We start from the raw sequence: 25,201 nt of genomic DNA, 5'->3' as shown, positions 1-25,201 counted from the left end.
CAAGTATAATATTATAGCATTATTAAAAATCCCTTCCGGGAAAACAGAAAAACCACAATGATAAAGGAATATAACAAATGAGTATTTTAAATGTAGAACACCTGACCCACGGGTTTGGAGACAGAGCGATTTTCGAAGATGTATCTTTCCGGCTTCTTAAGGGAGAACACATCGGACTTGTAGGCGCTAATGGCGAAGGAAAGTCCACATTTATGAGTATCGTGACCGGAAAACTGATGCCGGATGAGGGCAAGGTAGAGTGGGCAAAAAATGTCCACGCAGGCTATCTGGATCAGCATGCAGTTCTGGAAAAGGGGATGACCATCGGCCAGGTGCTGAAATCCGCTTTTGATCCTCTTCTCAAAAAAGAAGAACGGATGAACGAGATCTGCGACAAGCTGGGAACTGCAGATCCTGACGAGATGGATGGTCTGATGGAAGAGCTTGGAACGATCCAGGACGAACTGACACTTCACGATTTTTATGCGATCGATGCCAAAGTGGAGGAGGTTGCCAGAGCTCTGGGCCTTCTGGATCTTGGGCTTGACCGTGATGTTACGGATCTAAGCGGCGGACAGCGAACCAAGGTACTTCTTGCGAAGCTTCTTCTTGAGAAGCCTGACATCCTGCTTCTGGATGAGCCTACCAACTATCTGGATGAGGAGCATATTGCATGGCTGAAAAGATATCTTCTGGATTATGAGAATGCCTTTATCCTTATCTCCCACGATATTCCCTTCCTGAATTCTGTAGTTAACATTATCTATCATATGGAAAATCAGGAACTGAACCGTTATGTAGGAGATTACGATCATTTCCAGGAGGTCTATGCGGTCAAGAAGGCACAACTGGAGGCTGCTTACCGCAAACAGCAGCAGGAGATCAGTGAGCTGAAGGATTTCGTAGCAAGGAATAAGGCCCGTGTTTCCACAAGAAACATGGCTATGTCCCGCCAGAAAAAGCTGGACAAGATGGATGTGATCGAGCTGGCAGCAGAGAAGCCGAAGCCGGAGTTCAAATTCCGTTATGGCCGAACACCAGGAAAGATGCTTTTTGAGACACATGACCTTGTGATCGGTTATGATGAGCCGCTTTCCAAGCCACTGAATTTTACTATGGAGCGAGGACAGAAGATCGCACTGGTGGGAACCAATGGAATAGGAAAAACAACACTTCTTCGAAGTCTTCTCGGACTGATCAAGCCTCTTTCCGGAAGTGTGGAGCAGGGCGAGAACCTTGAGATTGGATATTTTGAGCAGGAAGTTAAAGGTGAGAATCGAACTACCTGTATCGAAGAGCTCTGGCAGGAATTTCCGTCATTTTCCCAGTATGAAGTGCGTTCCGCGCTGGCGAAATGCGGGTTGACGACCAAGCATATTGAGAGCCAGGTACGAGTTTTAAGCGGTGGTGAGCAGGCAAAAGTGCGTCTTTGCAAGCTGGTGAACCGTGACACCAATATTCTTCTTCTGGACGAGCCTACCAATCATCTGGATGTAGATGCAAAAGACGAGCTGAAAAAAGCTCTCCGGGAATACCGCGGAAGTATCCTTCTCATCTGCCATGAACCGGAATTTTACCAGGATGTGGTAAATGAAGTCTGGGATATGAGCAAGTGGACAACCAAGATATTCTGATAATGGATATAGATATATGGCAGAAAAGACCGATATAATTCGAAAAGTACAATAAATGGGACATAAAAGATGACAGCATAAGGGCAGCAGAGTCTGCCAGACAGAATACAGAGGACAAATAAATGAAAGAAACACAATTGAAAAAATTCAGTATTGTTATGGAGGGCGGCGGTATGCGAGGCTTGTATACAGCCGGTGTGATCGATGTTCTGATGGAAAATGAGATTTACGCAGACAGTGCGGTGGGCGTATCGGCTGGAGCTGTTTTTGGATGCAATTATAAGTCCAGGCAGATCGGAAGAGTTCTTCGCTATAACAAAAAGTACTGCAAGGATAAAAGACTTGCAAGCATCCGGAACTGGATCACCACAGGAGATGTATACAGCCGGGAATTCGGATATTATGAACTGCCCTGGAAGCTGGATATTTTTGACCGTCAGACCTACGCAGAAAATCCCATGAAATTTACAGTGGTGTGTACGGACCTGGATACAGGAAAACCGGTGTATCATGAATGTCCCAACGGAGATGTGGAGGATATTGAATGGATGCGTGCGTCTGCATCGATCCCGATAGCCTCCCGACCGGTGAAGCTTGGGGGAAAGAGACTTCTGGACGGTGGTGTGTCTGATCCGATCCCGGTTAAGTGGATGCTTTCCCGGGGATACGAAAAAAACGTAGTGGTGCTTACCAGAGATGTGAAGTACCGAAAAAAAGCAAACCCGAAGATGCAGCTTTTTCTGAAAGCAGTATTACATAAATATCCGGCTTTTCTGAAGGATCTGGAGGAACGGCATATCCATTATAATGAAACACTGGAGGAACTGTCTGCTCTGGAAAAAGAGGGTCGCGTTCATATCATCCGTCCGAGCAGTCCCATCCAGGCGGCGATGATCGAGCGTGATGAGAGCAATCTGGAGCGGATCTACCAGACAGGAAGAGCAGATATGAAAAAGGATCTGGAGAAGCTGAAAGCCTACCTGGATTCCTGAATCACAGACCGAAACAAAATTCGACTTATACCCCTTTCTATGTTATGATAGTGGATATCATTACAACAGAAAGGGGTATTTTCAATGGGAGAAAAACCTCAGAATATAAAACACAGACATATAAGCCTGGGCGTGCTTGCCCATGTGGATGCAGGAAAGACGACATTATCGGAAGGCCTGCTTTTTAAATGCGGAAGGATCCGGAAAATCGGAAGAGTCGATCACAAGGATGCGTATCTGGATACTTATGAGCTTGAGAGGGAGAGAGGAATCACCATTTTTTCAAAGCAGGCAGTTTTTTCCATGGGGGATATGGAGGTGACACTTCTGGATACGCCGGGGCATGTGGATTTTTCTGCTGAGATGGAGCGTACCCTGCAGGTGCTGGATTATGCGATCCTGGTGATCAACGGAGCAGATGGTGTGCAAGGGCATACACAGACATTGTGGAGACTGCTGACACAGTATAAGATCCCAACATTTCTTTTCGTAAATAAAATGGACCAGGAAGGAACAGACAGGGAAAGACTTCTTGAGGAGCTGAAGAAGAAATTAAGCGGATGCTGTGTGGATTTTAGTGGAGAACTGGAATGCTCCGGTGCAGAAGCAGCAGGGAAAAAGGAGAATCCTGTGGATAACTCCGGGAAATCTCCGTCAGCTGAAGGAATGCAGCTGAAAGACAACGCCAGTGAAGCAGAAAAAGAGAATATATCCGGAACGCAGGGCGCTTCTGATAAAATAAATGGAACTGATGATTTTCTGGAAAATATTGCCATGTGTGAGGAGAACCTTCTGGAAAGCTTCCTGGAAACAGGAACGATCGCAAAAAAGGACGTGGCAGAGCTGATCCTGGAGCGAAAGCTTTTTCCATGCTTTTTTGGATCTGCCCTGAAGATGGAAGGCGTAGATGCTTTTATCCATGGAATGGAGACCTACATGGCAGTACCGTCCTATCCCGCAGAATTCGGAGCCAGGATCTTTAAGATCGCCAGAGATGAGCAGGGAAACCGTCTCACTTATATGAAGATCACCGGCGGCAGCCTGAAGGTTAAGGAGACGCTGACCAATGCAGGAAGAAATGGTATTCCGGCAGAGGAGATCTGGGATGAAAAGGCAGATCAGATCCGTATCTATTCCGGTGCAAAATTTGAAATGCTCAAAGAGGCAGAGGCAGGAACCGTCTGTGCAGTTACAGGTCTTACCAAAACATATCCGGGAGAGGGACTTGGCATTGAGGCGGATTCTGCCATGCCGGTGCTGGAACCGGTACTGAATTATCAGATCATCCTTCCGGAGGGCTGTGACGCCCACAGGATGCTGAAAAGCCTGAAGGAGCTGGAGGAGGAAGAACCGCAGCTTCATATCATGTGGGATGAGCAGCTGGGAGAGATCCACGCCATGCTGATGGGCGAGGTCCAGATCGAGATCCTGAAGCATCTGATCTGGGAGCGCTTTCATGTGGCAGTAGAATTTGGGACCGGTAATATCGTATACAAAGAAACCATTGTCGCACCGGTGGAAGGCGTGGGACATTTTGAACCGCTTCGTCATTATGCGGAGGTGCATCTTCTTCTGGAACCGGGAGAGAGAGGAAGCGGACTGCAGTTTTTTACTGCGGCAAATGAAGATCAGCTGGATCGGAACTGGCAGCGGCTGATCCTGACACATCTGGAGGAAAAAGAGCATCTGGGAGTCCTTACCGGATCACCCATCACCGATATGCAGATCACACTTCTCACCGGGCGGGCACATCAGAAGCATACGGAAGGTGGAGATTTCCGGCAGGCGACCTACCGTGCTGTGCGCCAGGGCCTCAAGAAAGCGGAGACAGTTCTTCTGGAACCTTATTACAGCTTCCGACTTGAGGTTCCGGCAGAAAATGTAGGACGTGCCATGACGGATATCCAGAGGATGCAGGGAACCTTTCAGGGGCCGGAAACCCAGGGAGAGCTGTCGGTGATCACAGGAAGTGCGCCGGTGGCAAAAATGAGGGATTATCAGAGTCAGGTAGTTTCCTACACAAGAGGCAGAGGTCATCTGACCTGTACTCTGAAGGGCTATGAACCCTGCCAGGATCAGGAGCAGATTGCAGAGGAGATCGGCTATGATTCCGAGAGAGATCTTGAGAATCCTACAGGCTCTGTATTCTGTGCCCATGGAGCAGGCTTCGTGGTTCCCTGGTATGAGGTAGAAGAATATATGCATCTGGAAGGAGCTCAGCTTCCGGACAGCAATGATGCCTATGAGGATTCCGACAACAGCTCTGCAGGAGTGCGTGCAGGTCAGGGAACAGCCAAAAACAGTCCGGATCGCAGAACAGCCAATGCCGGCCGTGGAAAATATACCTCCATGTATGGAAACTATGAAGAGGAAAAAGAACTGAAGGCAATCTTTGAGAAAACCTTTGGTCCGGTGAGCTCAAAGAAATACAGCAGTAACAGCCGAAGCTTCGGAAATCCGGAAAGCGGAAGCAGCTTTTCCGGGAAGGGAGGCAAAGATGCAGCAGATTCCGGCCTTCCGGCAAAAACCGGTCACGGCGCCTGGAGAAACAGCAGTCCGGCCATCCACAGAGAGGACTATCTGCTGGTGGACGGCTGCAATATCATATTTGCCTGGGAGGATTTAAGAGATCTGGCACAGGCAGACTTTCATGCGGCACAGTCCAGGTTAATGGATATATTAAGTGATTATCAGGGGATCAAGGGCTGCATCCTGATCCTGGTATTTGATGCCTACCGTGTGGAGGGCCATCCGGAGGAAACATTCCAGTATCATAACATTCATGTTGTCTATACAAAAGAAGCGGAAACTGCAGACCAGTATATTGAACGCACTGTCCATAAAATCGGACGGAAGCATAACGTGACAGTTGCCACATCAGACGGACTGGAGCAGATCATCATTATGGGACAGGGAGCCGCCAGGATCTCAGCGCGCGGATTCAAAGATGAGATCGCTTCCGCAAAACAGCAGATGAGAGAAGAATGGCAGGAGCGCAGGGACAACAGCAAAACCTATCTCTTTGACAGTATGACACCGGAACTGAAATCTCATATGGAAGACATCCGTCTGGGAAGAAAGAAAAAAGAAGAATTATAACAAAAAATATATGCCCTCATTGTGGGCATATTTCACAAAAATAAAAAAACTTTTTGAATTCTTTTGCAAATAAATGGGAAAAGTAGTAAAATAAGGATAGAATCCTCAGTGAGAAGCTCCTTGTCTGGATATATAACCTGGCAGGGAGCTTTCATTAGAGCACAATAAGCGCCAGGATAACAAAAGAAAAGTAAAAAAATGAAAGGAAGTGGAAAAATGTTTGAAACAGGCGAATATGTTGTGTATGGTCGTACCGGCATCTGCCAGGTAACAGGAGTTACCACAATGAGGGTGGATGGTTCCTCCGGCGAGAAGCTTTATTATGTACTGAGGCCCGGAGGAGAGACAGATGGGAAGATATTTACACCGGTGGAAGGTGGAAAGCAGGTGCTTCGCGGAATCATTACGAGGGAAGAAGCGGAGAGGCTTATCGATGAGATCCCATCCATTGAGACACTGAGTATTGAGAATGAGAAATTCCGGGAGGATAGCTACAAGAAATGCATCCGTACCTGTGAATGCAGAGATCTTCTTCGGATCATCAAGACGATCTACGTCAGAAAACAGGCCAGATTATCTCATGGCAAAAAAACAACCGCTACAGACGAGCGGTATCTGAAGCTTGCAGAGGATCATCTCTATTCTGAATTTTCCATGTTACTGGATATCCCCAAAGAACATATGGCAGATTATATTGAACAGCGAGTACACCAGCAGAAGGAAGCCGAAGAACAGGTATGCGCTGTTTGACAAAGCAGAGCGTATCTGCTATGGTATTTCCGGTAACCTTCCAGAAATCCTGTATCTGTGACAGAAGCTTCACAGGAAGTGGAGAACAGATCCAGGATCAGTCTGAATGTTATAAAGAAAAGGAGATGCCAGAGAAATGAGAGAACAGCTTACCCGCAAGGATGTTGAAAAAATAGAGCAGGAGATCGAACACCGTAAACTGGTAGTACGTAAGGAAGCCATTGAGGCGGTCAAGGAGGCACGTGCCCAGGGAGACTTAAGTGAGAACTTTGAGTATTATGCAGCCAAGAAGCATAAGAATCAGAACGAGAGCCGCATCCGTTATCTGGAGAGGATGCTGAAGACGGCATCCATTGTATCCGATGCTTCCAGATCTGACGAAGTGGGAATGGACGATATCGTGGAAGTTCTTTTTGAAGAAGATAATGAGGTGGAGAAGTACAAGCTGGTTACTTCCATCCGCGGAAATTCCATGGAAAACCGTATCAGTATCGAATCGCCTATCGGCAAGGCACTGCGCGGTCATCGTGTAGGAGACCGGGTGAAAGTAAAGGTCAATGATGATTACAGCTATTACCTTGTAATAAAATCCATCGACAAGACCGGATCTGAGGATGAGGAGATCCGCGGATTCTGATCACAGATCGCAGGGCAGCTCTGCTCATGAGCATGCAGCTCAGTGGAATGAGAATATCCGCAGCACAAAACACATCATAAGGATAAAAACCACTGTACGATATATAGGACAGAGAGATCCTGACGGGAAATCGTTTTCCCGTAACAGGATCCTCTGTTTTATTTTTTTACACAGATTTTACATTCCAGTGGGGAAAATTTTACAATAGGCCGCTATTATGAAAATCGTTGAAATGAGAAAAAAGGAAATCAAACATATCAAAAAGAGAAAGTGAAGGAGAGTATTATGGACTTTTTCAGCGTACTGGCATTGCTTGGCGGCCTTGCTATTTTCCTTTATGGAATGAACTTAATGGGAGACGGGCTTGCGAAGGTTGCAGGCGGAAAGCTTGAGCGGATCCTGGAGACACTTACCTCCAATCCCATCAGAGCCGTTCTTCTTGGAATGGGTGTGACTGCAGTGATCCAGTCATCCTCGGCAACTACCGTTATGGTCGTTGGTTTTGTAAACTCGGGAATCATGAAGCTGTCCCAGGTTGTGGGGATCATCATGGGTGCCAATATCGGTACTACCGTAACCTCATGGATCTTGAGTCTCACAGGTATCCAGAGTGATAACTTTATTATCCGGCTTTTCAAGCCGACGTCATTTTCACCGATCCTGGCACTGATCGGCGTGGTTCTGATCATGTTTACAAAAAGCCAGAAGAAAAAGGACGTGGGAGCGATCTTTGTAGGCTTTGCGATCCTGATGTATGGAATGAATGCCATGAGCGGAGCTGTGGAACCTCTTGCAGAGGTACCGGAGTTTACCGGAATGCTGGTGAAATTCTCCAACCCGATCCTGGGAGTTGTAGCTGGAGCAGTGCTTACAGCAATTATCCAGTCTTCCTCCGCATCGGTTGGTATCCTCCAGGCCCTGTGCCTTACCGGAATGGTACCGTTCAGTGCAGCACTTCCTATTATCATGGGACAGAATATCGGTACCTGTATCACTGCAATCCTTTCAGCCATCGGAGCCAGCAAAAACGCAAAACGTGCGGCTATGGTCCATCTGTATTTCAACCTGATCGGAACCATGCTGTTCATGGCAGTATTTTATGCGATAAATGCAGTAGTACATTTTTCATTTATGGCACAGGCAGCGACTCCGGCCGGGATCGCGATCCTGCACAGTGCCTTCAATATTACGGCAACTCTTGTCCTTCTTCCGTTTGGAAAGGCTCTGGAGAAGCTTGCCTGTCTTACTATCCGCGACAAGAAGGAAGAGCAGGAGAAGGTGGCAGCAGATCCGGATTTCATGATCCTGGAAAGCCGTTTTCTGGAGAAACCTGCATTTGCAGTTGAGCAGAGCAGGAATGCAGCGAAAAAAATGGCAGAGGATTCTCACAGAACTCTGTTTACCGCCCTGGGTCTTCTGAAGAATTTCAGCGCAGAAGGAAAGGCTCTGGTGGAAGAAGCAGAGAAAAAGGTAGACCGTTATGAGGATGAACTTGGAACTTATCTTGTAAAACTGAACCAGAAGGATCTTTCCGTTCATGACAGCCACAGCGTTTCCATCATGCTCCACTGTATCGGTGATTTCGAGAGGATTTCCGATCACGGTGTGAATATCATGGAATCCGCACAGGAGCTTTATGAAAAAGGTCTGAAGTTTTCGGATAAGGCGCTGGAAGAGTTACGTGTCATGGAGCATGCGGTGGAAGACATTGTAGATATTGCTTACAAAGTTTACGAAAATCAGGATGTGCAGCTTGCGAGAGAGATCGAGCCGCTGGAGGAAGTGATCGATGAACTCAGCAAGGAACTGAAGTACCGGCATATCCAGAGACTTCGCGCTGGGGAATGTACGATCGAGATGGGATTCATCCTGTCCGATGTGACTACCAGCCTGGAGCGTGTGGCAGATCACTGTTCCAATATCGGTGTCTGTGTGACACAGGTTCATGAAGATTCCTTTGATACACATCAGCACCTGAAGCAGATCAAACATGGACCGGACGAAACCTTCTACCGTGAACTGGAGGTGATCCGGAGTCAGTATCAGCTTCCGGAAATAAAGGATGAGCCGGCGGCAGCCCAGATGACAGCTGCAGGCAGCCAATAAAAAGATATCGAAATAATGCTATGCCCTGGTTATCTGTATCAGCAGACGGCCAGGGCTTGTGCAGTAAAAAGAAAGCAGTTATACTGAAGGCATGGAACAAAAAAGACCAGACGATTATGAAGTGCCAACGGCAAAAAAACGAACAGAGAGGATATAGAATGATCTACTGTGTGGAAGATGAGAGAAATATCAGAGAGCTTCTTGTCTATACCCTGGAGACAACAGGCTTTGAAGCAGAAGGTTTTGAAACCGGGGCAGAACTTGACACAGCCATGAAAAAAAATCTGCCGGAACTGATCCTGCTGGATATCATGCTCCCGGGTGAAGATGGGTATAATATTTTGAAACGACTGAAAAGTGATACCAGGACCCGGGATATCCCGGTGATCATGGTCACAGCCAAAGAAGCGGAGTTTGACAAGGTGAAAGGTCTGGAGGGCGGCGCAGATGATTACATCACCAAGCCCTTCGGGATGATGGAATTTGTAGCCAGGGTCAAAGCGGTCCTTCGGCGCTGCGCAAGGCAGAGCGAGGAGAGGGAGCTGCACTGCAAGGGCCTTCGTGTCAATGTGTCCCGTCACGAAGTCAGCTATCAGGGTGAGGTGAAAGAGCTGACCAGAAAGGAATTTGAACTTCTGGAATATCTTATGGAGAACAAAGGACTGGTCATGTCCAGAAACCAGATCCTGTGCCATGTGTGGGGCTATGATTTTGACGGAGAAACAAGGACTGTAGATGTTCATGTACGGACTCTCCGACAAAAGCTGGGGGAAGCCGGAAATCTGATCGAGACAGTACGTGGCGTGGGATACCGGATCGGAGATCATGTATGAAAAAGAAAATTCTGCATCATACAAGCATTATGATCATTTTTGCTGTTCTTGTCACGTTTCTGGCAGCAAGTGTGGTCACCTACAATAAATTAAACACATACATGCAGGGGGGAGTCCGTGAGGAAGCTCAGTATATCTGCCTTGCCATGGATGAGTATGGAGATTCCTTTCTCACAAAAAAGCTCCGGACAGTATCATCAAGTCGTGTGACCCTCATCCGTAAAGACGGAACCGTTCTCTACGATTCTGATACATCTCCGAAAAAACTGGCAAATCACAGTGATCGTCCGGAATTTATACAGGCAGAAAAAAATGGAAAAAGCGAAAGTATCCGTTATTCGGAAACATTTGCAAAAAAGACCTTTTATTATGCGGTGAAGCTGGATGACGGAAACGTGCTCCGGGTGGGAAAAACCGTAGATTCCATATATTCCACATGGATCTCAAGTCTTGCAGTGCTGGGACTTCTGATGCTCCTGGTACTGATCCTGGAGTTTGTTTTTGCGCAGAGACAGACCAGAGAGCTGATCCGTCCGGTCAACGATCTGGATCTGGAGCATCCGCTGAACAATGTGTGCTATGAGGAGCTGCGTCCCCTTCTTGTGCGGGTGGATGAACAGAACCGGCAGATCCGGCAGCAGGTAAAAGAACTGAAGGAGGCAGAGGAGATCCGGAAGGAATTTTCTGCAAATGTTTCCCATGAGCTGAAGACCCCGCTGATGTCCATTTCCGGTTATGCGGAGCTTATGATGAACGGCATGGTTCCGGCAGATCATATACAGGAATTTTCCGGAAGGATCTACCATGAATCAATAAGACTTTCCAATCTGGTAGCGGATATCATCCAGCTTTCCAGGCTAGATGAAAGCAACAGTGAGGTCCCGTTTGAAGAGGTGGATCTCTATGAGCTTGCAGAAGATGTAAGAAATAATCTCAGACACCCTGCCGGAAAGAAAAATATTTCCCTTGAGCTTGCCGGAAATACAGAGAAGATCCAGGGGGTCCGCCATGTGCTCTATGAGATGCTTTTCAACATTGCAGACAATGCAGTTCGCTATACAGAGCAGAATGGACATGTGCGGATCATGGTAGGCAACCGGAAAGGGCATCCGTTCTACTGCGTGGCAGATGACGGGATCGGAATCCCCAAAAGTGAACAGGGAAGGATCTTTGAGCGCTTTTACAGGGTAGATAAAAGCCACTCCAGACAGACAGGCGGAACAGGTCTGGGGCTTTCCATTGTGAAGCATGGAGCAACGCTTCATCATGCACAGATCAATGTGGAAAGTGAACAGGGAGTTGGAACAAGGATGGAGATCATTTTCCCGGAGAATACTTCTGACCGGAAATAAACTGAAAATAATCAGTAGGATTTCACGGTGAAGTGTAGTATAATAAAAAAAGGTTCAAAGGCCGGTCGGATGAGAATCTGACCGGCTTAAACTATGTATGGGAAAAAATCCCTGTATTTCTAAAAATCAGGAGGAACAAGATTATGAAAGAGCCGGTTCTGGTAGTAATGGCAGCAGGAATGGGAAGCCGCTACGGCGGACTGAAACAGATCGATCCTGTAGATCAGGAAGGTCATATCATCATGGATTTTTCCATTTATGATGCCGTACGTGCAGGCTTTAAGAAAGTGATATTCATCATAAAAAAAGAGAATGAACAGGATTTCCGCGATGCCATCGGCGACCGCTTAAGTGACAAGGTGGAGATCGTTTATGTGCATCAGGATCTCAACAACATCCCGGAAGGCTTCCAGGTTCCGGAAGGCCGTGTGAAGCCATGGGGAACCGGACATGCGGTATTAAGCTGTGCCGGAGAGATCGACGGACCGTTTGTAGTGATCAATGCAGATGATTATTATGGAACCCATGCCTTTAAGATGGCGTATGATTTCCTGATCCAGGCCCAGGAGGACACCGTACCTGCCCAGTATATGATGGTAGGCTACCGTCTTGAGAATACCCTGACAGACAATGGCTACGTTTCCAGAGGTGTCTGTGAGACAGATGAAAATGGATATCTTGCAGATATCAATGAGCGAACACACATTGAGAAACGTGACGGCGGAGCAGCCTACACAGAGGACGATGGAAAAACCTGGACAAGTCTCCCGGGAGAGACTCCGGTATCCATGAACATGTGGGGCTTCACCGGCGGATTTATGAAAGAACTGGTAAAACGCTTCCCGGTATTCCTTGAAAAGAGCATCCCGGAAAATCCTCTGAAATGCGAATATTTCCTTCCGTTTGTAGTTGACGAGCTCCTTCAGGAAAAAAAGGCAGCAGTCAGGGTCCTTACCACACAGGATAAATGGTACGGAGTGACCTATAAAGAGGACAAACCGGTAGTGGTAGCCGCGATCCAGAATCTGAAGGATCAGGGACTTTATCCGCAGGGACTCTGGGATTAAGTAGTAAATCTGATTTTCTGCTATTGTGGAAACAAAGGAACAGTGCTAAAATAAACAGGAACAGTTAGATCCAATAGAGGAGGAGAAAAACTATGGCAATTTTAGTAACAGGTGGAGCAGGATACATTGGAAGTCATACCGTTGTAGAGCTGCAGAGCGCAGGATATGATGTTGTAGTAGTTGACAATTTATGTAATTCCAGTGAGAAGGCTCTGGACAGAGTATCCAAGATCACAGGCAAACCGGTGAAATTCTATAAAGCAGATATCCTGGACCGCGAAGCATTAAATGAAGTTTTTGACAAAGAAGAGATCGACTCCTGTATTCATTTTGCAGGACTGAAAGCAGTTGGTGAATCTGTTGCCAAGCCGTGGGAGTATTATGAGAACAATATCGCAGGAACCCTTACTCTTGTAGACGTGATGAGAAAACATAATGTTAAAAATATTATTTTCTCTTCCTCAGCAACCGTATACGGAGATCCGGCAATGATCCCGATCACCGAGGAGTGCCCGAAGGGACAGTGTACCAACCCATATGGCTGGACCAAATCCATGCTGGAGCAGATCCTTACAGACATCCAGAAGGCAGACCCGGAGTGGAACGTAGTTCTTCTTCGTTACTTCAACCCGATCGGTGCTCATAAGAGCGGAACCATCGGTGAGAATCCAAATGGTATCCCGAACAACCTGATGCCATATATCACACAGGTAGCAGTAGGCAAGCTGAAAGAGCTTGGCGTATTCGGAAACGATTACGATACACCGGATGGAACAGGTGTCCGTGACTACATCCACGTAGTAGACCTTGCCAAGGGCCATGTAAAAGCTCTTAAGAAGCTGGAAGACAATTCTGGATTAAGCATCTACAACCTTGGAACCGGAAAAGGCTACAGTGTTCTTGATATCGTTAAGAACTTTGAGGCAGCTACCGGCGTCAAGATCCCATATGTGATCAAACCACGCCGCCCAGGCGACATCGCAACCTGCTACTCCGATGCAACCAAAGCAGAGAAAGAGCTTGGCTGGAAGGCAGAGAACGGAATCCGCGAGATGTGTGCAGACTCCTGGAGATGGCAGAGCCAGAACCCTAATGGATATGAGGCTTAAGGAACAGAAAGCTTAATTACATAAAAACATAAAAGCGATATAAAACACGGCAGACAGCCCCGGAGGGATGTCTGCCGTGTTGTTTTTTTGAGGGTAAAAAAGTCGCTTATCATTTCCATAAGCGACAGGTGATTTTCTCTCAAATTGCATAGTTTTTGAATCTTAATCAATAATAGCATTGCACCCTGTCACTGTCAAGATACGAAAAATGCACCACTTTCGACCAAAAATGCAGTTTTTTTCGGTTAAATTTTTTTATATACGACAAATTTTTCTTTTTTTCGCTTATCAGTGGTCACAAAAATGGTCAGACTTTTGCTATAATAGTGCGAAAAGGAGACTACGATTATGCCTAGAAAAGGGGAAAATATCAGAAAAAGGAAAGACGGAAGATGGGAGGCTCGCTATGAAAAATGTCGTGACCATAATGGACGTATCCAGTACGGATATCTGTATGGTCGTACATACGAGGCTGTAAAAAAGAAAAAGCTGGCTGTTTTATGTCAGAATAATCTTCAAAACTCTCCGGGAAAGTGTTATGTATTTCGAAACCTCAGTGAAGAATGGATGTTATCCATGCGTTATGCTGTAAAGCTCAGCACCTATGCCTGCTACGAAACACTTCTTGATACACATATCCTTCCGGAATTTGGTGATATGCCGTTGAAATACATCTCTTCTGCTTCCGTATATGCCTTCTCTGAAAAGCTGAAACAGCAGGGGCTTTCGCCACGTACCATCAAAAATCTTCTGATTTTGTTCCACAGTATTTTACGCTATGGTGAAAAACAGGGGTATCTGAATCTTTCACAGCTGGAATTTCGGTATCCCAAAATAAATACCAGTCCTTTTCAGCTTATTTCTCATGAACATCTCACAAAGCTGATCACAGTTCTCTCTGCTGAGGACTCAGAATTTCCCATCGGCATCCTGCTATGTATTTATACAGGGATCCGCGTTGGCGAGCTTAGCGGCATCCGTTGGGAAGATGTTGATTTTGATAAAAAGCTGCTACATATAAGGCGAACGATCTCACGGATAAAAAATCTTGATTATTCTGGTGAATCTGATGACGAACCCAAAACCGTTTTAATGATAGGTCCTCCTAAATCAGTCTCATCCATCAGGGATATTCCAATCCCTGATTTTTTATTGAAAAAAATGAAGCGGATTGCTGCTGAACCTGATTCATACCTGCTGACGGGTACGAATCGTAAATGTATGGAGCCCAGAAATATACAGCGTAAATTCCAGAAGCTCCTTCAGCAATGTGAAATTCCCAGTATCAACATTCATTCTCTCCGGCATGCTTTTGCCACCCGTTGTACGGAAATGGGATTTGACAGCAAGACACTTTCTGAAATTCTGGGACATTCGTCCGTCAAGATCACCATGGATATTTATGTGCACAGCAGCATAAAACAAAAGCAGAAGTGCATGGAAAAGCTGAACTATTAGCAGTCAGAATTATGGTCAAAGCAGGCCGGAAGTCCGCATTTATACGGGTTTCCGGTCTGTTTGTCGCTTATGGAAATGATAAGTGACAAAAATAATAATTTAGATAAGTTATATTATAATGATTTTTCTTTGCGAAAAACGGAGAACCAAAATGAAAGAACCGGAAACCGGCAAAAAAGAAAACACCGGAAAAAGCGGCTACAGCATCACAACCTGGCGACTGCATCTCTGGTGCAGACATCCGGAATGGCTGCGTACCACACAGGAATTTTATAACCGGATCGCTGAATTTTATTACAACCTGCTTCTGGATCATACGGATCTCTGGGAAATGGGAAGCCAGCAGACTTTACGCGAGCTGGAAATCATGAGCATTCCGGGGCGAGGCGGACGCATACCATCAGATCCTCTCCCCTGGAAAAAGGTTCCGCTGTATTTTCGAAGAGCAGCAGCCAATGAGGGAATTGCTTCAGCCAAAAGCTATCTCAGCCGTTTTGCCCAGGATGAGAAGATCGGCAGAGCAGAGAAACTAAATGCAGCAGTTACTTATTACAAAGGAATGTATCAGGATTTTTCCGCTAAAGAGATCACGTTGCGTGTCTGGACAGGAGACACATGGACCTGGATGCATTGCCGGCTGTCAGGCAGAGACTTTCCGGAAAACGCCAGACTCATGTCACCATCCGTAGTTTTTGAATACAAATATGACATGCTGCATGTTCCAGTACGTCAGAACAATGAAAATACAGCAACCGTACGTCAGAGGATGCAGGCAGGATGCAGGATACTCTGTATTCAGTTTACAAACAGTGATGCCTTTGCGGTAGGCGTTGTTCTGGACGGAACCGGTCAGGAGATCGCAGTGAAGTTCTGGAAAGGCGGAAATGAATACAGCCACCATTGCAGAAAGCTTCTGGAAAAGATCCAGAAGTCCCAGGAAGCAACCGGAGGCAGACAGACAGGCAGAGTTGATCAGAAATACTGGATGCATCTGAAACATCTTTCTGAACACTATGGACACCAGGTCACAAGCCAGATCTTACGTTTTGCCGTAGAGCAGGACGTTTCTGTGATCGTACTTCCACGTTATAACCAGGAATATTCCAGAAACGTCATGAAAGGCTCAGGAAACTGGGGCCCGCTCCACTTAAGTACCAGGATCCGCCAGTATCTGGACTACAAAGCATGGAAAAACGGAATCATCGTTATCGAAGTCCACGCCACCGGCATCAGCACAAACTGTGCCAGATGCGGCGCAGAAATCATTCGGACTGACATCAGAACAGAACTATGCTGCTGCGCCAATGGACATCAGACGAACCGATATCTGAATGCTGTGAGAAATCTCGGGAAAAAGTGCCTGACACAGTTTGGACGCGGAGCATGAAGGGAAGAACAAAAGAAACAGAACAGAATATCAGTATGAAAAGCGAGCAGGTGGATTGACCTTATGGCATGTCAGAAAACAGATGTCATAAGGTCAGTGCATCGGCTTTGCCGTGCTGACAAAAAGAAAGCGAAAGCAAAACACGGTGTATATCAGTGATAAACACCGTCGGGTTGAATACCGCCTGTCGTGTGTGCGCCTGAAGAAGGGATGGGCACGGCGAAGAATGTGCCGGCTTTTGAGTTGGGGAGTGTATTCGAAGTTATGAAAAATAAAAACTTGCATATGGAGGATGAATAGAAAAAAGAGAGAAAGCATGTAAGGAAATATTGAAATGACGAAGAATACGCCTACAGTAAAAATTATAGTAGCAACACATAAAAAATATGAAATGCCTCAAGATGCAATGTATCTTCCACTGCATGTTGGTGCAGAGGGAAAAACAGATCAGAATGGAAATCCGCTGGATTTAGGGTATCAAAAAGATAATACAGGAGAAAACATTTCAAACAAAAACGCTGCGTATTGTGAGCTTACAGGCTTATATTGGGCGTGGAAAAATCTTGACACGGATTATACAGGATTGGCACATTACAGACGCCATTTTGGAAAGAAAACCAAGGCACCATTTGAAGGTGTTCTTACGTATAATGAGTTGCGCCCAATGTTGGAAAAATATAAAATTTTTGTACCTAAAAAAAGAAAGTATTATATAGAAACCTTATATTCCCATTATGAACATACACATTATGCATCTCAATTAGATATCACCAGAGAGATAATCGCTGAAAAATATCCCGACTATCTGAAAAGTTATGATGAAGTTGTAAAACACACTTACGGATATATGTTCAATATGATGATCATGCAAAAAAGATATCTGAATGATTATTGTGAATGGTTATTTGATATTCTCTTCGAGTTAGAAAAACGCATCGATCCACAGGAATTATCAGCATTTCAGGGGCGATTTTATGGAAGAGTAAGCGAGATAATATTTAATGTGTGGCTTGATGGTGAGATTAAACTAGGAAAAATTAAGAAAAATGAGATTAAAGAGTTGCCTTACCAGCATATGGAAAAGATTAATTGGTGGAAAAAGAGTACAGCGTTTTTAAAAGCTAAGTTTGTTGGAAAAAGATATGAAGGGAGCTTTTAAATAAGAGGATTATGAATGAAAAAATATTAATTTCATATATTATTCCAGCATATAATGCGGCTGATACATTAGAAAGAGCTGTGGAAAGTATTACACATACTTGTAACATGGAGAAATGTGAAATATTGATTGTTGAAAATGGATCAACTGATTACACCAATAGTGTTGCATTAAAATTAATTCAAAAATATGGAGAAAATGTTAAACTAATTCATTCGGAAAAAGGAGTGTCAAGAGCTAGAAATGAAGGATTGAAAAACGCCAGAGGAGAATGGATTGTCTTTGTCGATGCAGATGATTATATAGTATCTAAAAGCAAAAAATATATTTACGAAGATATATTAAATGCTAAAGCGGATTTGTATGTATATAGTTACGAGATTGGTAATAGAGCAAATTATATAAACAATAAAGAAGAGAAAACATATTATTTTAATGACTCTGCAGAAAAAATGAAGTTGGAAATGATCGCAAATCCAACAAAATTCATGCAGGTTTGGGGAAAGATTTTTAGGAAAAGCATTATTTATGAAAATAGAATTGGCTTTAATACAAAAATGCAGCTTTCAGAGGATAGTGATTTTACATTACATTATTTAATGCATTGTTCCAGAATTAGCATAAGTGATACGATATTTTACCATTATTCTATAGACAATGAGTCTACGATGAGGAGTAACGCAGATAAAAAAGTACTTCAATATATTGAAGCTATGAATATAACGAGTAAGTATATTAAAAAACAACATGAAAATGTACAATTGGCATTTAATGATTATATTTTAATGCATTTAAATATAGCCTGTGTTAGAGGTATATTTTGCGTTAATAATAAAGAAAATTATGTAAAAAAAATAGAGCATATAAAAAAAATTATAAATACACCTGTATTCAAAGATGCGATAAAAAAGTTCCATATAAAGAATAATTTTTCAGCGAGAACATTGCCTGTTTTTTTTATGAAATATAAATTGGTTCATATTGCAAGTATCATATATATTGTGCGGGCATATCAAAATTATATTTACGAAAAAAGTAGAAATTAAAATAGTCAAACATTAAATTGTGAGGAAACCTATGTATAAAATATTAGTTTTTGGTATGACAGAAAATCCAGGTGGGGTAGAGAGTGTTATTATGAATTACTATCATTACATGGATAAGAATACCTTTCATTTTGATTTTTTATGTAATTCATATAATAAAATCGCTTTCGAAGAAGAAATTATTTCCAATGGTTCACAAACCTTTCATTTTCCTGCGAGAAGTAAAAATTATAAAAAATACAAAAAAGAATTAAAAAATTTTTTTGAAAATAATGCCTCTAAGTATGATGCAATATGGGTGAATGTGTGTAGTCTTGCCAATATTGATTATCTGAAAATGGCAAAAAAATATGGGATAAAAAGAAGAATTATACATAGCCATAATTCTCAAAATATGGATAGCAGGTTAAGAGGAATTTTACATAAATATAATAAAAAAAGAATTGCTTATTATGTAACGGATTTTTGGAGCTGCTCAAAAGAAGCTTCGGAATGGTTTTATGATTCTTCAATAATAAAAAAATCTATTATTATCAGTAATGCGATAGACGTAGAAAAATATTGTTTTGATGATGTGAAGCGAAAAAAATTGCGGCGAGATTTGAAGTGGGAAGAAAATTATATCATAGGAAATATAGGAAGGTTGCATTTCCAAAAAAATCAAATGTTTATTTTAGACATATTTGAAAAACTTATAAAAAAAGAACCAAAAGTAAGATTGATTTTAATAGGTGATGGAGAAGACAGGACAAAGCTTGAAAAAGAGATTGATAAAAAGAAACTAAATAAGTATGTATATATGGCCGGAATTCAGAAAGACATATGTGGATGGTTGAGTACATTCGATCTGTTTTTGTTTCCATCTAAATTTGAAGGCCTCAGCATGGCTGCGATGGAAGCTCAGGCAAATGGAGTACCTATGTTAGCATCTGACAGTGTAATTCCTAAAGAAGTTAAAATTAATCCATCATTTATATTTTGGAATTTGGAAAATTCAGCGGAGTCTTGGGCAGAAGAAATTTTAAATATCAAAGAAAATATAAACCGAGTGTCCCAAAAGGAGATAGTGGATAATTTTACAATGCGAGGATACGAAATTCATACTGAAGCAAAAAAATTAGAAAAAATATTGTTGAATGGTGTGGTGAACAAATAAGTTTAAAAATAAAAGAAACAGTAGTGGAATAATGGACTGATAAAGAGAAAATATAAAAAAACAATCAGACAATAAGGCTATTTCTATGAGACGTTTAATAGGGAAGAAAGATAGGAGCGCGTTTTATGGATATATATCGCACAATAACTATTTAACCTTTATATATTAAAGAAAGGACAGTGAGATAAGAGATTTGTGTTTTATCTCTGTAAAGTATGAGAAAGTTAGATAATACGGAAGTTAAAAAGTATATTTTGAATATATTATGTGAGTTTGCGGCATTCTGTGATCAGAATGGGCTGAGATATTATTTATCGGGAGGAACTTTGTTAGGAGCAGTACGCCATAAAGGGTTTATTCCATGGGATGATGATGTTGATTTATTAATGCCACGTCCAGATTTTGATAAATTACATGATTTATTAAGAAAAGGAAATATTCGACCATATTATAAATTAATCAGTCTACAGATGGGAAATAGTTTTTGGCCATTTGCCAAAATTATTGATACAAGAACCTATGTAAAAAATGAATATTCAAATGTTGATCAACATTTGTGGATTGATATTTTTCCGATGGATGGTCTTCCGGATGATAAGGAAGAAAGTGATATATTGTTGAGTAAAGCGGAACCATTAAAAAAATGGATTAATCGATGCAGTGCAACTATAGGAAAAGGAAAAGGTTTTGTACGAAGTATAGTTAAAATACCGATGATTCTTTTTTTGCGAATGTATACACCAGAAAGATTTGGGAGAAAATTAGATAAGCTGGCTCATCAGTATGATTTTGACAAACAGGAGTATATTGGTGGAGTTGCTTGGAGTTTGGGTCCTAATGAAAGAATGAAAAAGAAAGAATACTTACCATATAATGATGTGGAATTTTGTGGGAAAAAATTTCATGCGCCAGCATGTTGGAAGTTTTATTTGACACAAATATATGGAGACTATATGCAACTTCCGCCAGAAAGTAAGCGGATAAATCATGAGTTTGATGCTTATATTGAGGGATGATTGAGGGAAAGGCGGATATAATAAATGAATTATTATGTTGTGGAAACCGATAAACATAAGTTGATACAAAAAACAGCTGGAGTTAAAGCCAGACAAGATGTAGAAACTATTTTTAAGTGGAATAATTTTAAAAAAATTGAGATTCCATGCCTGATAGAAGGACGTGAAAACAAAACAAGATTAGGAAAAATAAAAGCACATTATGATGTTTATATGTTATGGAAGAATGCATTAAAAAAAATAAAAAAAAATGATTGGATATATATTCAGTTTCCATTGTTAGAACATACAATGCTGTTTTCATTACTTATAAAAAATTTGGAAAAGAGAGGAATACATACTTCAATAATCATACATGACGTTGAGGCAATTCGTTTTACATTAAGAAATGATGTTCCATTATCTCGAAAAATTAGAATGAGATTTGAAGAAATTAGTTCATTTAAGAATTGCAGTAAAATCATTGTGCATAATGAAAAAATGAAGTCATTTATGCATGAAAAATGGAAAATACATAAAGATAAAATGGATATATTAGGAATATTTGATTATTTAGTTGAGAATTATAATGAAGAATTATTAGAAAAGAGAAACTTAAGCAGAAAAGGTCCAGTTATCATAGCGGGAGCATTGAGTAAACACAAGGCTGGATATATATATAATTTACCGGAAAATTGTAACTTTAATTTATATGGGATTAATTTTGAACGAGAAAAAGCTTCTTCAAATACAAATTATGTTGGGGCATTTAATCCAGAAGAATTAATTTATAATCTACAAGGTAGTTTTGGCTTGGTCTGGGATGGGGACAGCAGTGCTACTTGTACTGGAGTTTATGGAGATTATCTTAAAATTAATAATCCGCATAAGACATCAATGTATTTGGCAGCTGGAATTCCTGTAATTATATGGGAAGAAGCTGCATTAGCAAATTTTATTAAGAAAAATCATTGTGGAATAACAATAAAGTCAACAGATGAAATTAGAAACATAATAGACAATATGCTCGATGAAGAATATGAAACATTAAAAGCTAATGCGTGCAAAATTGGTGGGAAATTAAGAAGAGGATATTTCTTAAAAAGTGCAATGAAACAAAGTATATAATATTTGTGAAGTTATATTGAACTTCTAATATATGAGGAACAGGTGAAAATGTTTAATCTTATAGTACTTATTTTAGTAACAATTGTATTTTTAATGTTTGGGTATTTAATTACTCATGTAGATATTTTTTCTCCATTTTGCGTTTTTTGTGAAATGTTTTTAATTGCAGAATTTTTGTGCCTTTTTTTTTCAAGGATGTACAAGGTAGAAATTCATTTGAATACTATTTTAGTAATTGCTTTAGGAATGATTTCATTTGGAATTGTTAGTGCTTTTTTTTACATGAAAAGAGTTGATGTTCGAAATTATGGAGAACAACATTCCAGAAATTATATTTCTATAAATTATTTGATTCAACTAGTATTTCTTATTTTGGAAGTTCTAGTAGTGTTTTATCATGCTAAATATATAAAAGATGTTGTAGCTGCGTTTGGGTATAGTACTTCATCAATTTTTGATATAGCCGGCAAGTACCATGTCATTGCACTGTTCAATTATAATAATTTTATTGAAAAGGCAGTCTCTGCATCTTTTATATATAGACATGGTATTGTTTGGATAACTGCATATGCATATGTATTGCTTTATATTTTAATTAATAATTTAGCCGTAAAGAAAAAAATAGAAATTATACAGATAATATATTTGGGAATTTATGCATTTGATCAGATGTTATCAGGTGGTAGAACTGCATTATTTAGGATGATAACTGCAATTTTGATAATAACGGTAATATGTTTTGGACTTAATAAACGTCGAAATTTTACAAAGTTATTATTTAAAATTGTAGGTATTATTTTTGGAATAATTTTATTACTTATCGGAATCAATATGCTTTTAAATCGTACGGGTGAGAATAGCACTTTAAATCTAATTCTGGAATCAATCTATGTATATATTGGAGCTCCAATACAAAATTTGGATACGTATTTACAAGGAACTCGTCATACACCTGAATTGTGGGGCAGTCAGGTGTTTCGTAATATCTATACATACTTGGGAGGAAAATATGGAATAAGTCAATATTTATATCAATTAGATCTTCCATTTTTAAAACATAATGGATTAAATACTGGTAATGTATATACAACCTTTTATCAGTTTTATTATGATTTTGGTTATGATGGTATTGTACCGCTTATGGCAATAATTGCTTTATATTTTAGTTGTGCTTATAGAAAAATATATAACAATAAACCTTTTACAATAATAATATATGCATATTTATTTAATGATTTAATTATGTTGATTTTTTCAGACAGATTTTACGAAACGGTAGCATCAATAGGTTTTGTGAAGCACTTGTTAGTCACATTTATATTATATAAGGTGTTGATTGATAAAGGAGTTGCATTGGAGTATAGACATGGGATTAAACTTAAATTCAAAAGGCAAAAGAAAACAGTAATACCAATGGGAACAAATTAGAACAAAAAATGGACAAATAATCAAGAGATAATTGAATTTGATTAACACGAGCTAGAGACTAGGAGGTTCAAGGGATGAATATTGCAGTGATTTTTGCTGGAGGTGTTGGAAGCCGTATGCATAGTAAAGATCGACCGAAACAGTTTCTTGAAATGTATAATAAACCAATAATAATACATACATTGGAATATTTTGAAAACCATTCTATGATAGATGCGATTGTGGTTGTGTGTATAAAAGATTGGATTGCAACGGTGTACAAAGGGAACATAATAAAAAACTTAATAATGGACTGCCAATCTTACACAAAGTACCGCCCAAACGAGACTACGGGCGGTATTTTTGTATCATGGCGGAGAAAGGAGGAACTTCCCACGGGGGCTTGACTGAAAAGTTGAGCCCCTTTTTTCATGCCAAAAAACAGGAGGTAAATGCTTATGGCAGATGATAAAACCACAAAAACGCCGGAACAGCCGGTAACGGATAGCGGGCCGGGCAAGGAAACGCCTCCCGCTCCCCCAAAAGAGCCGGAGAAGGTTTCCGTTTCCTCGGAGCCGGGAAAAAAGACGGAACCAGAGGTAAAGAACCCACAGGTTTCCGTCTATAACTTCGCTGAAATTATGAAGGAAAAGAAAGCTGAGGAACGGGCGGCAACTCCCGGCGTGGAAAAGCCTGACCCGGCAAAAGTGGAGAAACCGGAAAAGCAGCCGGAGACTCCGAAAAAAGCAGAGGAAAAACCCAAAGAGCCGGAACAGCCGAAGCGCCGGGGCCGTCCCCCGAAAGCAGATAAGGACAAGGCCGCAGCCCCGAAGTCCAAAGCCCCCGCACAGAAACCGGAAAAGACGGTCAAAAAGGAGCCGGAGAAAAAAACGGCTCCAACGGTGCAGACCGCTCCCGCTCCGAAGGAACCCGAAAAACCGAAGGATGCACCACGCCGGGGCAAGGAACAGATCGTCTATATCAAGCTGAACGAGCTTCACGCCTTCAAGAACCATCCCTTTGAGGTTCGGGATGATGAAGAAATGCGGGCTATGGTGTCCAGCGTCAAGGACAAGGGCGTGACCCAGCCCGCTATCGTCCGTCCCCGTGAGGATGGCGGCTATGAGATCGTGTCCGGCCACCGCCGCCAGAAGGCCAGCGAGCTTGCCGGATATGCGGATATGCCCTGTATTGTTCGCAATCTGACGGACGATGAAGCCATCACGCAGATGGTCGAGGACAATCTCAACCAGCGTGAAGAAATCCTCCCCAGTGAGCGGGCCAAAGCCTTGAAAATGCAGCTTGAGGCCATCAAGCACCAGGGCTCCCGCACTTCGGGCCAGATTGACCCGAAGGACGCAGGAAAACGCTCCAACGAAATTGTAGCCGAGCGCAATAAGATGGCGGTCAAGCAGGTGCAGCGGTATATCCGGCTCAATGAGCTGGTTCCCGACCTGATGAAGCTGATGGATGAAAAAAAGCTGGGTTTTACTACGGCGGTGGAGCTTTCCTATATCGGCAAGAAGAACCAGAACTATATCGCCGTCGCCATTGACAGCCAGCAGTCCTCTCCTTCGCAGGCGCAGGCAAAGCGTATGCGTGAGCTGGACGAAAAGAAGCTGCTCAACGGGGATGTGATCGACGGCATTATGATGGAGGACAAAAAGGAGGTAGACAAAGTGATTTTGACAGGTGTGGAACTGAGCAAGTATTTCGGCAAGGAAACTACGCCGAGGGAAATGAAGGACCAGATCATCAAGCTGCTGGACGACTGGAAGGGTCAGCAGAAGGAACATGAAAAGCCGGAGAAGAAAACCGAACAGGAAAAGTAAGCCCAAACTTCGGGTCAGCATGGCCCGAGGACTGGGGGGGGGGGGGGGGGGGGG

Annotated in this window: 21 protein-coding genes; all 21 read left to right on the top strand. The window is 42.3% G+C overall.

Features of this window, described 5'->3' with window-relative positions:
- Positions 1-77: 77 nt before the first annotated feature.
- Complete coding sequence (locus tag LKD46_RS15675) at positions 78-1,634, top strand: ABC-F family ATP-binding cassette domain-containing protein (protein WP_021652255.1); 1,557 nt, start codon at positions 78-80, stop codon at positions 1,632-1,634.
- A gap of 122 nt (positions 1,635-1,756) precedes the next feature.
- Positions 1,757-2,626, top strand: a complete 870-nt coding sequence (locus LKD46_RS15670) for a patatin-like phospholipase family protein (protein WP_092068663.1) — start codon at positions 1,757-1,759, stop codon at positions 2,624-2,626.
- Positions 2,627-2,710: 84 nt separating this feature from the next.
- On the top strand, positions 2,711-5,725 hold the full coding sequence (locus LKD46_RS15665) for a translation factor GTPase family protein (protein WP_118368678.1): 3,015 nt from the start codon (positions 2,711-2,713) through the stop codon (positions 5,723-5,725).
- Positions 5,726-5,941: 216 nt separating this feature from the next.
- Positions 5,942-6,475, top strand: coding sequence for a CarD family transcriptional regulator (locus tag LKD46_RS15660; protein WP_022427065.1), 534 nt, complete (start codon positions 5,942-5,944; stop codon positions 6,473-6,475).
- Positions 6,472-6,615, top strand: a complete 144-nt coding sequence (locus LKD46_RS15655) for a hypothetical protein (RefSeq protein WP_158526432.1) — start codon at positions 6,472-6,474, stop codon at positions 6,613-6,615. Before LKD46_RS15660 ends, LKD46_RS15655 begins: the two co-directional genes overlap by 4 nt.
- Complete coding sequence (gene greA / locus LKD46_RS15650; protein WP_118368679.1) at positions 6,612-7,112, top strand: transcription elongation factor GreA; 501 nt, start codon at positions 6,612-6,614, stop codon at positions 7,110-7,112. The genes LKD46_RS15655 and greA overlap by 4 nt, the downstream gene beginning before the upstream one ends.
- A 285-nt stretch (positions 7,113-7,397) precedes the next feature.
- A complete protein-coding gene (locus tag LKD46_RS15645; RefSeq protein ID WP_118368680.1) occupies positions 7,398-9,218 on the top strand; it encodes a Na/Pi cotransporter family protein in 1,821 nt (606 codons plus the stop codon).
- 158 nt (positions 9,219-9,376) lie between these two features.
- Positions 9,377-10,051: a winged helix-turn-helix domain-containing protein gene (locus LKD46_RS15640; RefSeq protein WP_118368681.1), complete on the top strand. Its 675-nt coding sequence runs from the start codon at positions 9,377-9,379 to the stop codon at positions 10,049-10,051.
- A complete protein-coding gene (locus LKD46_RS15635; RefSeq protein WP_118368682.1) occupies positions 10,048-11,403 on the top strand; it encodes a sensor histidine kinase in 1,356 nt (451 codons plus the stop codon). The genes LKD46_RS15640 and LKD46_RS15635 overlap by 4 nt, the downstream gene beginning before the upstream one ends.
- Positions 11,404-11,546: 143 nt before the next feature.
- A complete protein-coding gene (locus LKD46_RS15630; protein ID WP_021652265.1) occupies positions 11,547-12,470 on the top strand; it encodes a sugar phosphate nucleotidyltransferase in 924 nt (307 codons plus the stop codon).
- Positions 12,471-12,562: 92 nt separating this feature from the next.
- Positions 12,563-13,579: a UDP-glucose 4-epimerase GalE gene (gene galE / locus LKD46_RS15625; protein ID WP_015527335.1), complete on the top strand. Its 1,017-nt coding sequence runs from the start codon at positions 12,563-12,565 to the stop codon at positions 13,577-13,579.
- 348 nt (positions 13,580-13,927) lie between these two features.
- The gene (locus LKD46_RS15620) at positions 13,928-15,037 is read left to right on the top strand and encodes a tyrosine-type recombinase/integrase (protein ID WP_118368683.1); all 1,110 of its coding nucleotides are present in this window, start codon (positions 13,928-13,930) and stop codon (positions 15,035-15,037) included.
- Between the two features lie 151 nt (positions 15,038-15,188).
- Positions 15,189-16,424, top strand: coding sequence for a zinc ribbon domain-containing protein (locus tag LKD46_RS15615; RefSeq protein ID WP_161206345.1), 1,236 nt, complete (start codon positions 15,189-15,191; stop codon positions 16,422-16,424).
- A gap of 334 nt (positions 16,425-16,758) precedes the next feature.
- Positions 16,759-17,583, top strand: coding sequence for a DUF4422 domain-containing protein (locus tag LKD46_RS15610; protein ID WP_059086096.1), 825 nt, complete (start codon positions 16,759-16,761; stop codon positions 17,581-17,583).
- An 11-nt stretch (positions 17,584-17,594) separates the two neighbouring features.
- Complete coding sequence (locus tag LKD46_RS15605; protein WP_118368685.1) at positions 17,595-18,629, top strand: glycosyltransferase family 2 protein; 1,035 nt, start codon at positions 17,595-17,597, stop codon at positions 18,627-18,629.
- A 31-nt stretch (positions 18,630-18,660) separates the two neighbouring features.
- A complete protein-coding gene (locus tag LKD46_RS15600; protein ID WP_118368686.1) occupies positions 18,661-19,785 on the top strand; it encodes a glycosyltransferase family 1 protein in 1,125 nt (374 codons plus the stop codon).
- 326 nt (positions 19,786-20,111) lie between these two features.
- Positions 20,112-20,801, top strand: coding sequence for a LicD family protein (locus tag LKD46_RS15595; protein WP_237971833.1), 690 nt, complete (start codon positions 20,112-20,114; stop codon positions 20,799-20,801).
- Between the two features lie 24 nt (positions 20,802-20,825).
- Positions 20,826-21,908 (top strand): glycosyltransferase, encoded by a 1,083-nt coding sequence (locus LKD46_RS15590; protein WP_118368687.1) that lies wholly within the window; start codon positions 20,826-20,828, stop codon positions 21,906-21,908.
- Between the two features lie 48 nt (positions 21,909-21,956).
- The gene (locus tag LKD46_RS15585; RefSeq protein ID WP_118368688.1) at positions 21,957-23,336 is read left to right on the top strand and encodes an O-antigen polymerase; all 1,380 of its coding nucleotides are present in this window, start codon (positions 21,957-21,959) and stop codon (positions 23,334-23,336) included.
- 74 nt (positions 23,337-23,410) lie between these two features.
- A complete protein-coding gene (locus tag LKD46_RS16700) occupies positions 23,411-23,722 on the top strand; it encodes a 2-C-methyl-D-erythritol 4-phosphate cytidylyltransferase (RefSeq protein WP_331465984.1) in 312 nt (103 codons plus the stop codon).
- A 51-nt stretch (positions 23,723-23,773) separates the two neighbouring features.
- Positions 23,774-25,147 carry a ParB/RepB/Spo0J family partition protein gene (locus LKD46_RS15575; RefSeq protein WP_331465983.1) on the top strand — a complete coding sequence of 458 codons (1,374 nt, stop codon included), beginning with the start codon at positions 23,774-23,776 and terminating at the stop codon, positions 25,145-25,147.
- Positions 25,148-25,201 lie beyond the last annotated feature (54 nt).

Origin of the sequence: Blautia fusiformis, from assembly GCF_020686995.1 — a bacterium.
Classification (GTDB): Bacteria; Bacillota; Clostridia; order Lachnospirales; family Lachnospiraceae; genus Blautia_A; species Blautia_A fusiformis.
Note: the sequence above shows the minus strand (reverse complement) of the source record. Positions and strands in the feature narration are given on the sequence as shown.

Bases quoted from the DNA above. Each gene is read 5' to 3' on its own strand.
- LKD46_RS15675 (WP_021652255.1), top strand. From the start codon at position 78: ATGAGTATTTTAAATGTAGAACACCTGACCCACGGGTTTGGAGACAGA.
- LKD46_RS15670 (WP_092068663.1), top strand. From the start codon at position 1,757: ATGAAAGAAACACAATTGAAAAAATTCAGTATTGTTATGGAGGGCGGC.
- LKD46_RS15665 (WP_118368678.1), top strand. From the start codon at position 2,711: ATGGGAGAAAAACCTCAGAATATAAAACACAGACATATAAGCCTGGGC.
- LKD46_RS15660 (WP_022427065.1), top strand. From the start codon at position 5,942: ATGTTTGAAACAGGCGAATATGTTGTGTATGGTCGTACCGGCATCTGC.
- greA (WP_118368679.1), top strand. From the start codon at position 6,612: ATGAGAGAACAGCTTACCCGCAAGGATGTTGAAAAAATAGAGCAGGAG.
- LKD46_RS15645 (WP_118368680.1), top strand. From the start codon at position 7,398: ATGGACTTTTTCAGCGTACTGGCATTGCTTGGCGGCCTTGCTATTTTC.
- LKD46_RS15640 (WP_118368681.1), top strand. From the start codon at position 9,377: ATGATCTACTGTGTGGAAGATGAGAGAAATATCAGAGAGCTTCTTGTC.
- LKD46_RS15635 (WP_118368682.1), top strand. From the start codon at position 10,048: ATGAAAAAGAAAATTCTGCATCATACAAGCATTATGATCATTTTTGCT.
- LKD46_RS15630 (WP_021652265.1), top strand. From the start codon at position 11,547: ATGAAAGAGCCGGTTCTGGTAGTAATGGCAGCAGGAATGGGAAGCCGC.
- galE (WP_015527335.1), top strand. From the start codon at position 12,563: ATGGCAATTTTAGTAACAGGTGGAGCAGGATACATTGGAAGTCATACC.
- LKD46_RS15620 (WP_118368683.1), top strand. From the start codon at position 13,928: ATGCCTAGAAAAGGGGAAAATATCAGAAAAAGGAAAGACGGAAGATGG.
- LKD46_RS15615 (WP_161206345.1), top strand. From the start codon at position 15,189: ATGAAAGAACCGGAAACCGGCAAAAAAGAAAACACCGGAAAAAGCGGC.
- LKD46_RS15610 (WP_059086096.1), top strand. From the start codon at position 16,759: ATGACGAAGAATACGCCTACAGTAAAAATTATAGTAGCAACACATAAA.
- LKD46_RS15605 (WP_118368685.1), top strand. From the start codon at position 17,595: ATGAATGAAAAAATATTAATTTCATATATTATTCCAGCATATAATGCG.
- LKD46_RS15600 (WP_118368686.1), top strand. From the start codon at position 18,661: ATGTATAAAATATTAGTTTTTGGTATGACAGAAAATCCAGGTGGGGTA.
- LKD46_RS15590 (WP_118368687.1), top strand. From the start codon at position 20,826: ATGAATTATTATGTTGTGGAAACCGATAAACATAAGTTGATACAAAAA.
- LKD46_RS15585 (WP_118368688.1), top strand. From the start codon at position 21,957: ATGTTTAATCTTATAGTACTTATTTTAGTAACAATTGTATTTTTAATG.
- LKD46_RS16700 (WP_331465984.1), top strand. From the start codon at position 23,411: ATGAATATTGCAGTGATTTTTGCTGGAGGTGTTGGAAGCCGTATGCAT.
- LKD46_RS15575 (WP_331465983.1), top strand. From the start codon at position 23,774: ATGGCAGATGATAAAACCACAAAAACGCCGGAACAGCCGGTAACGGAT.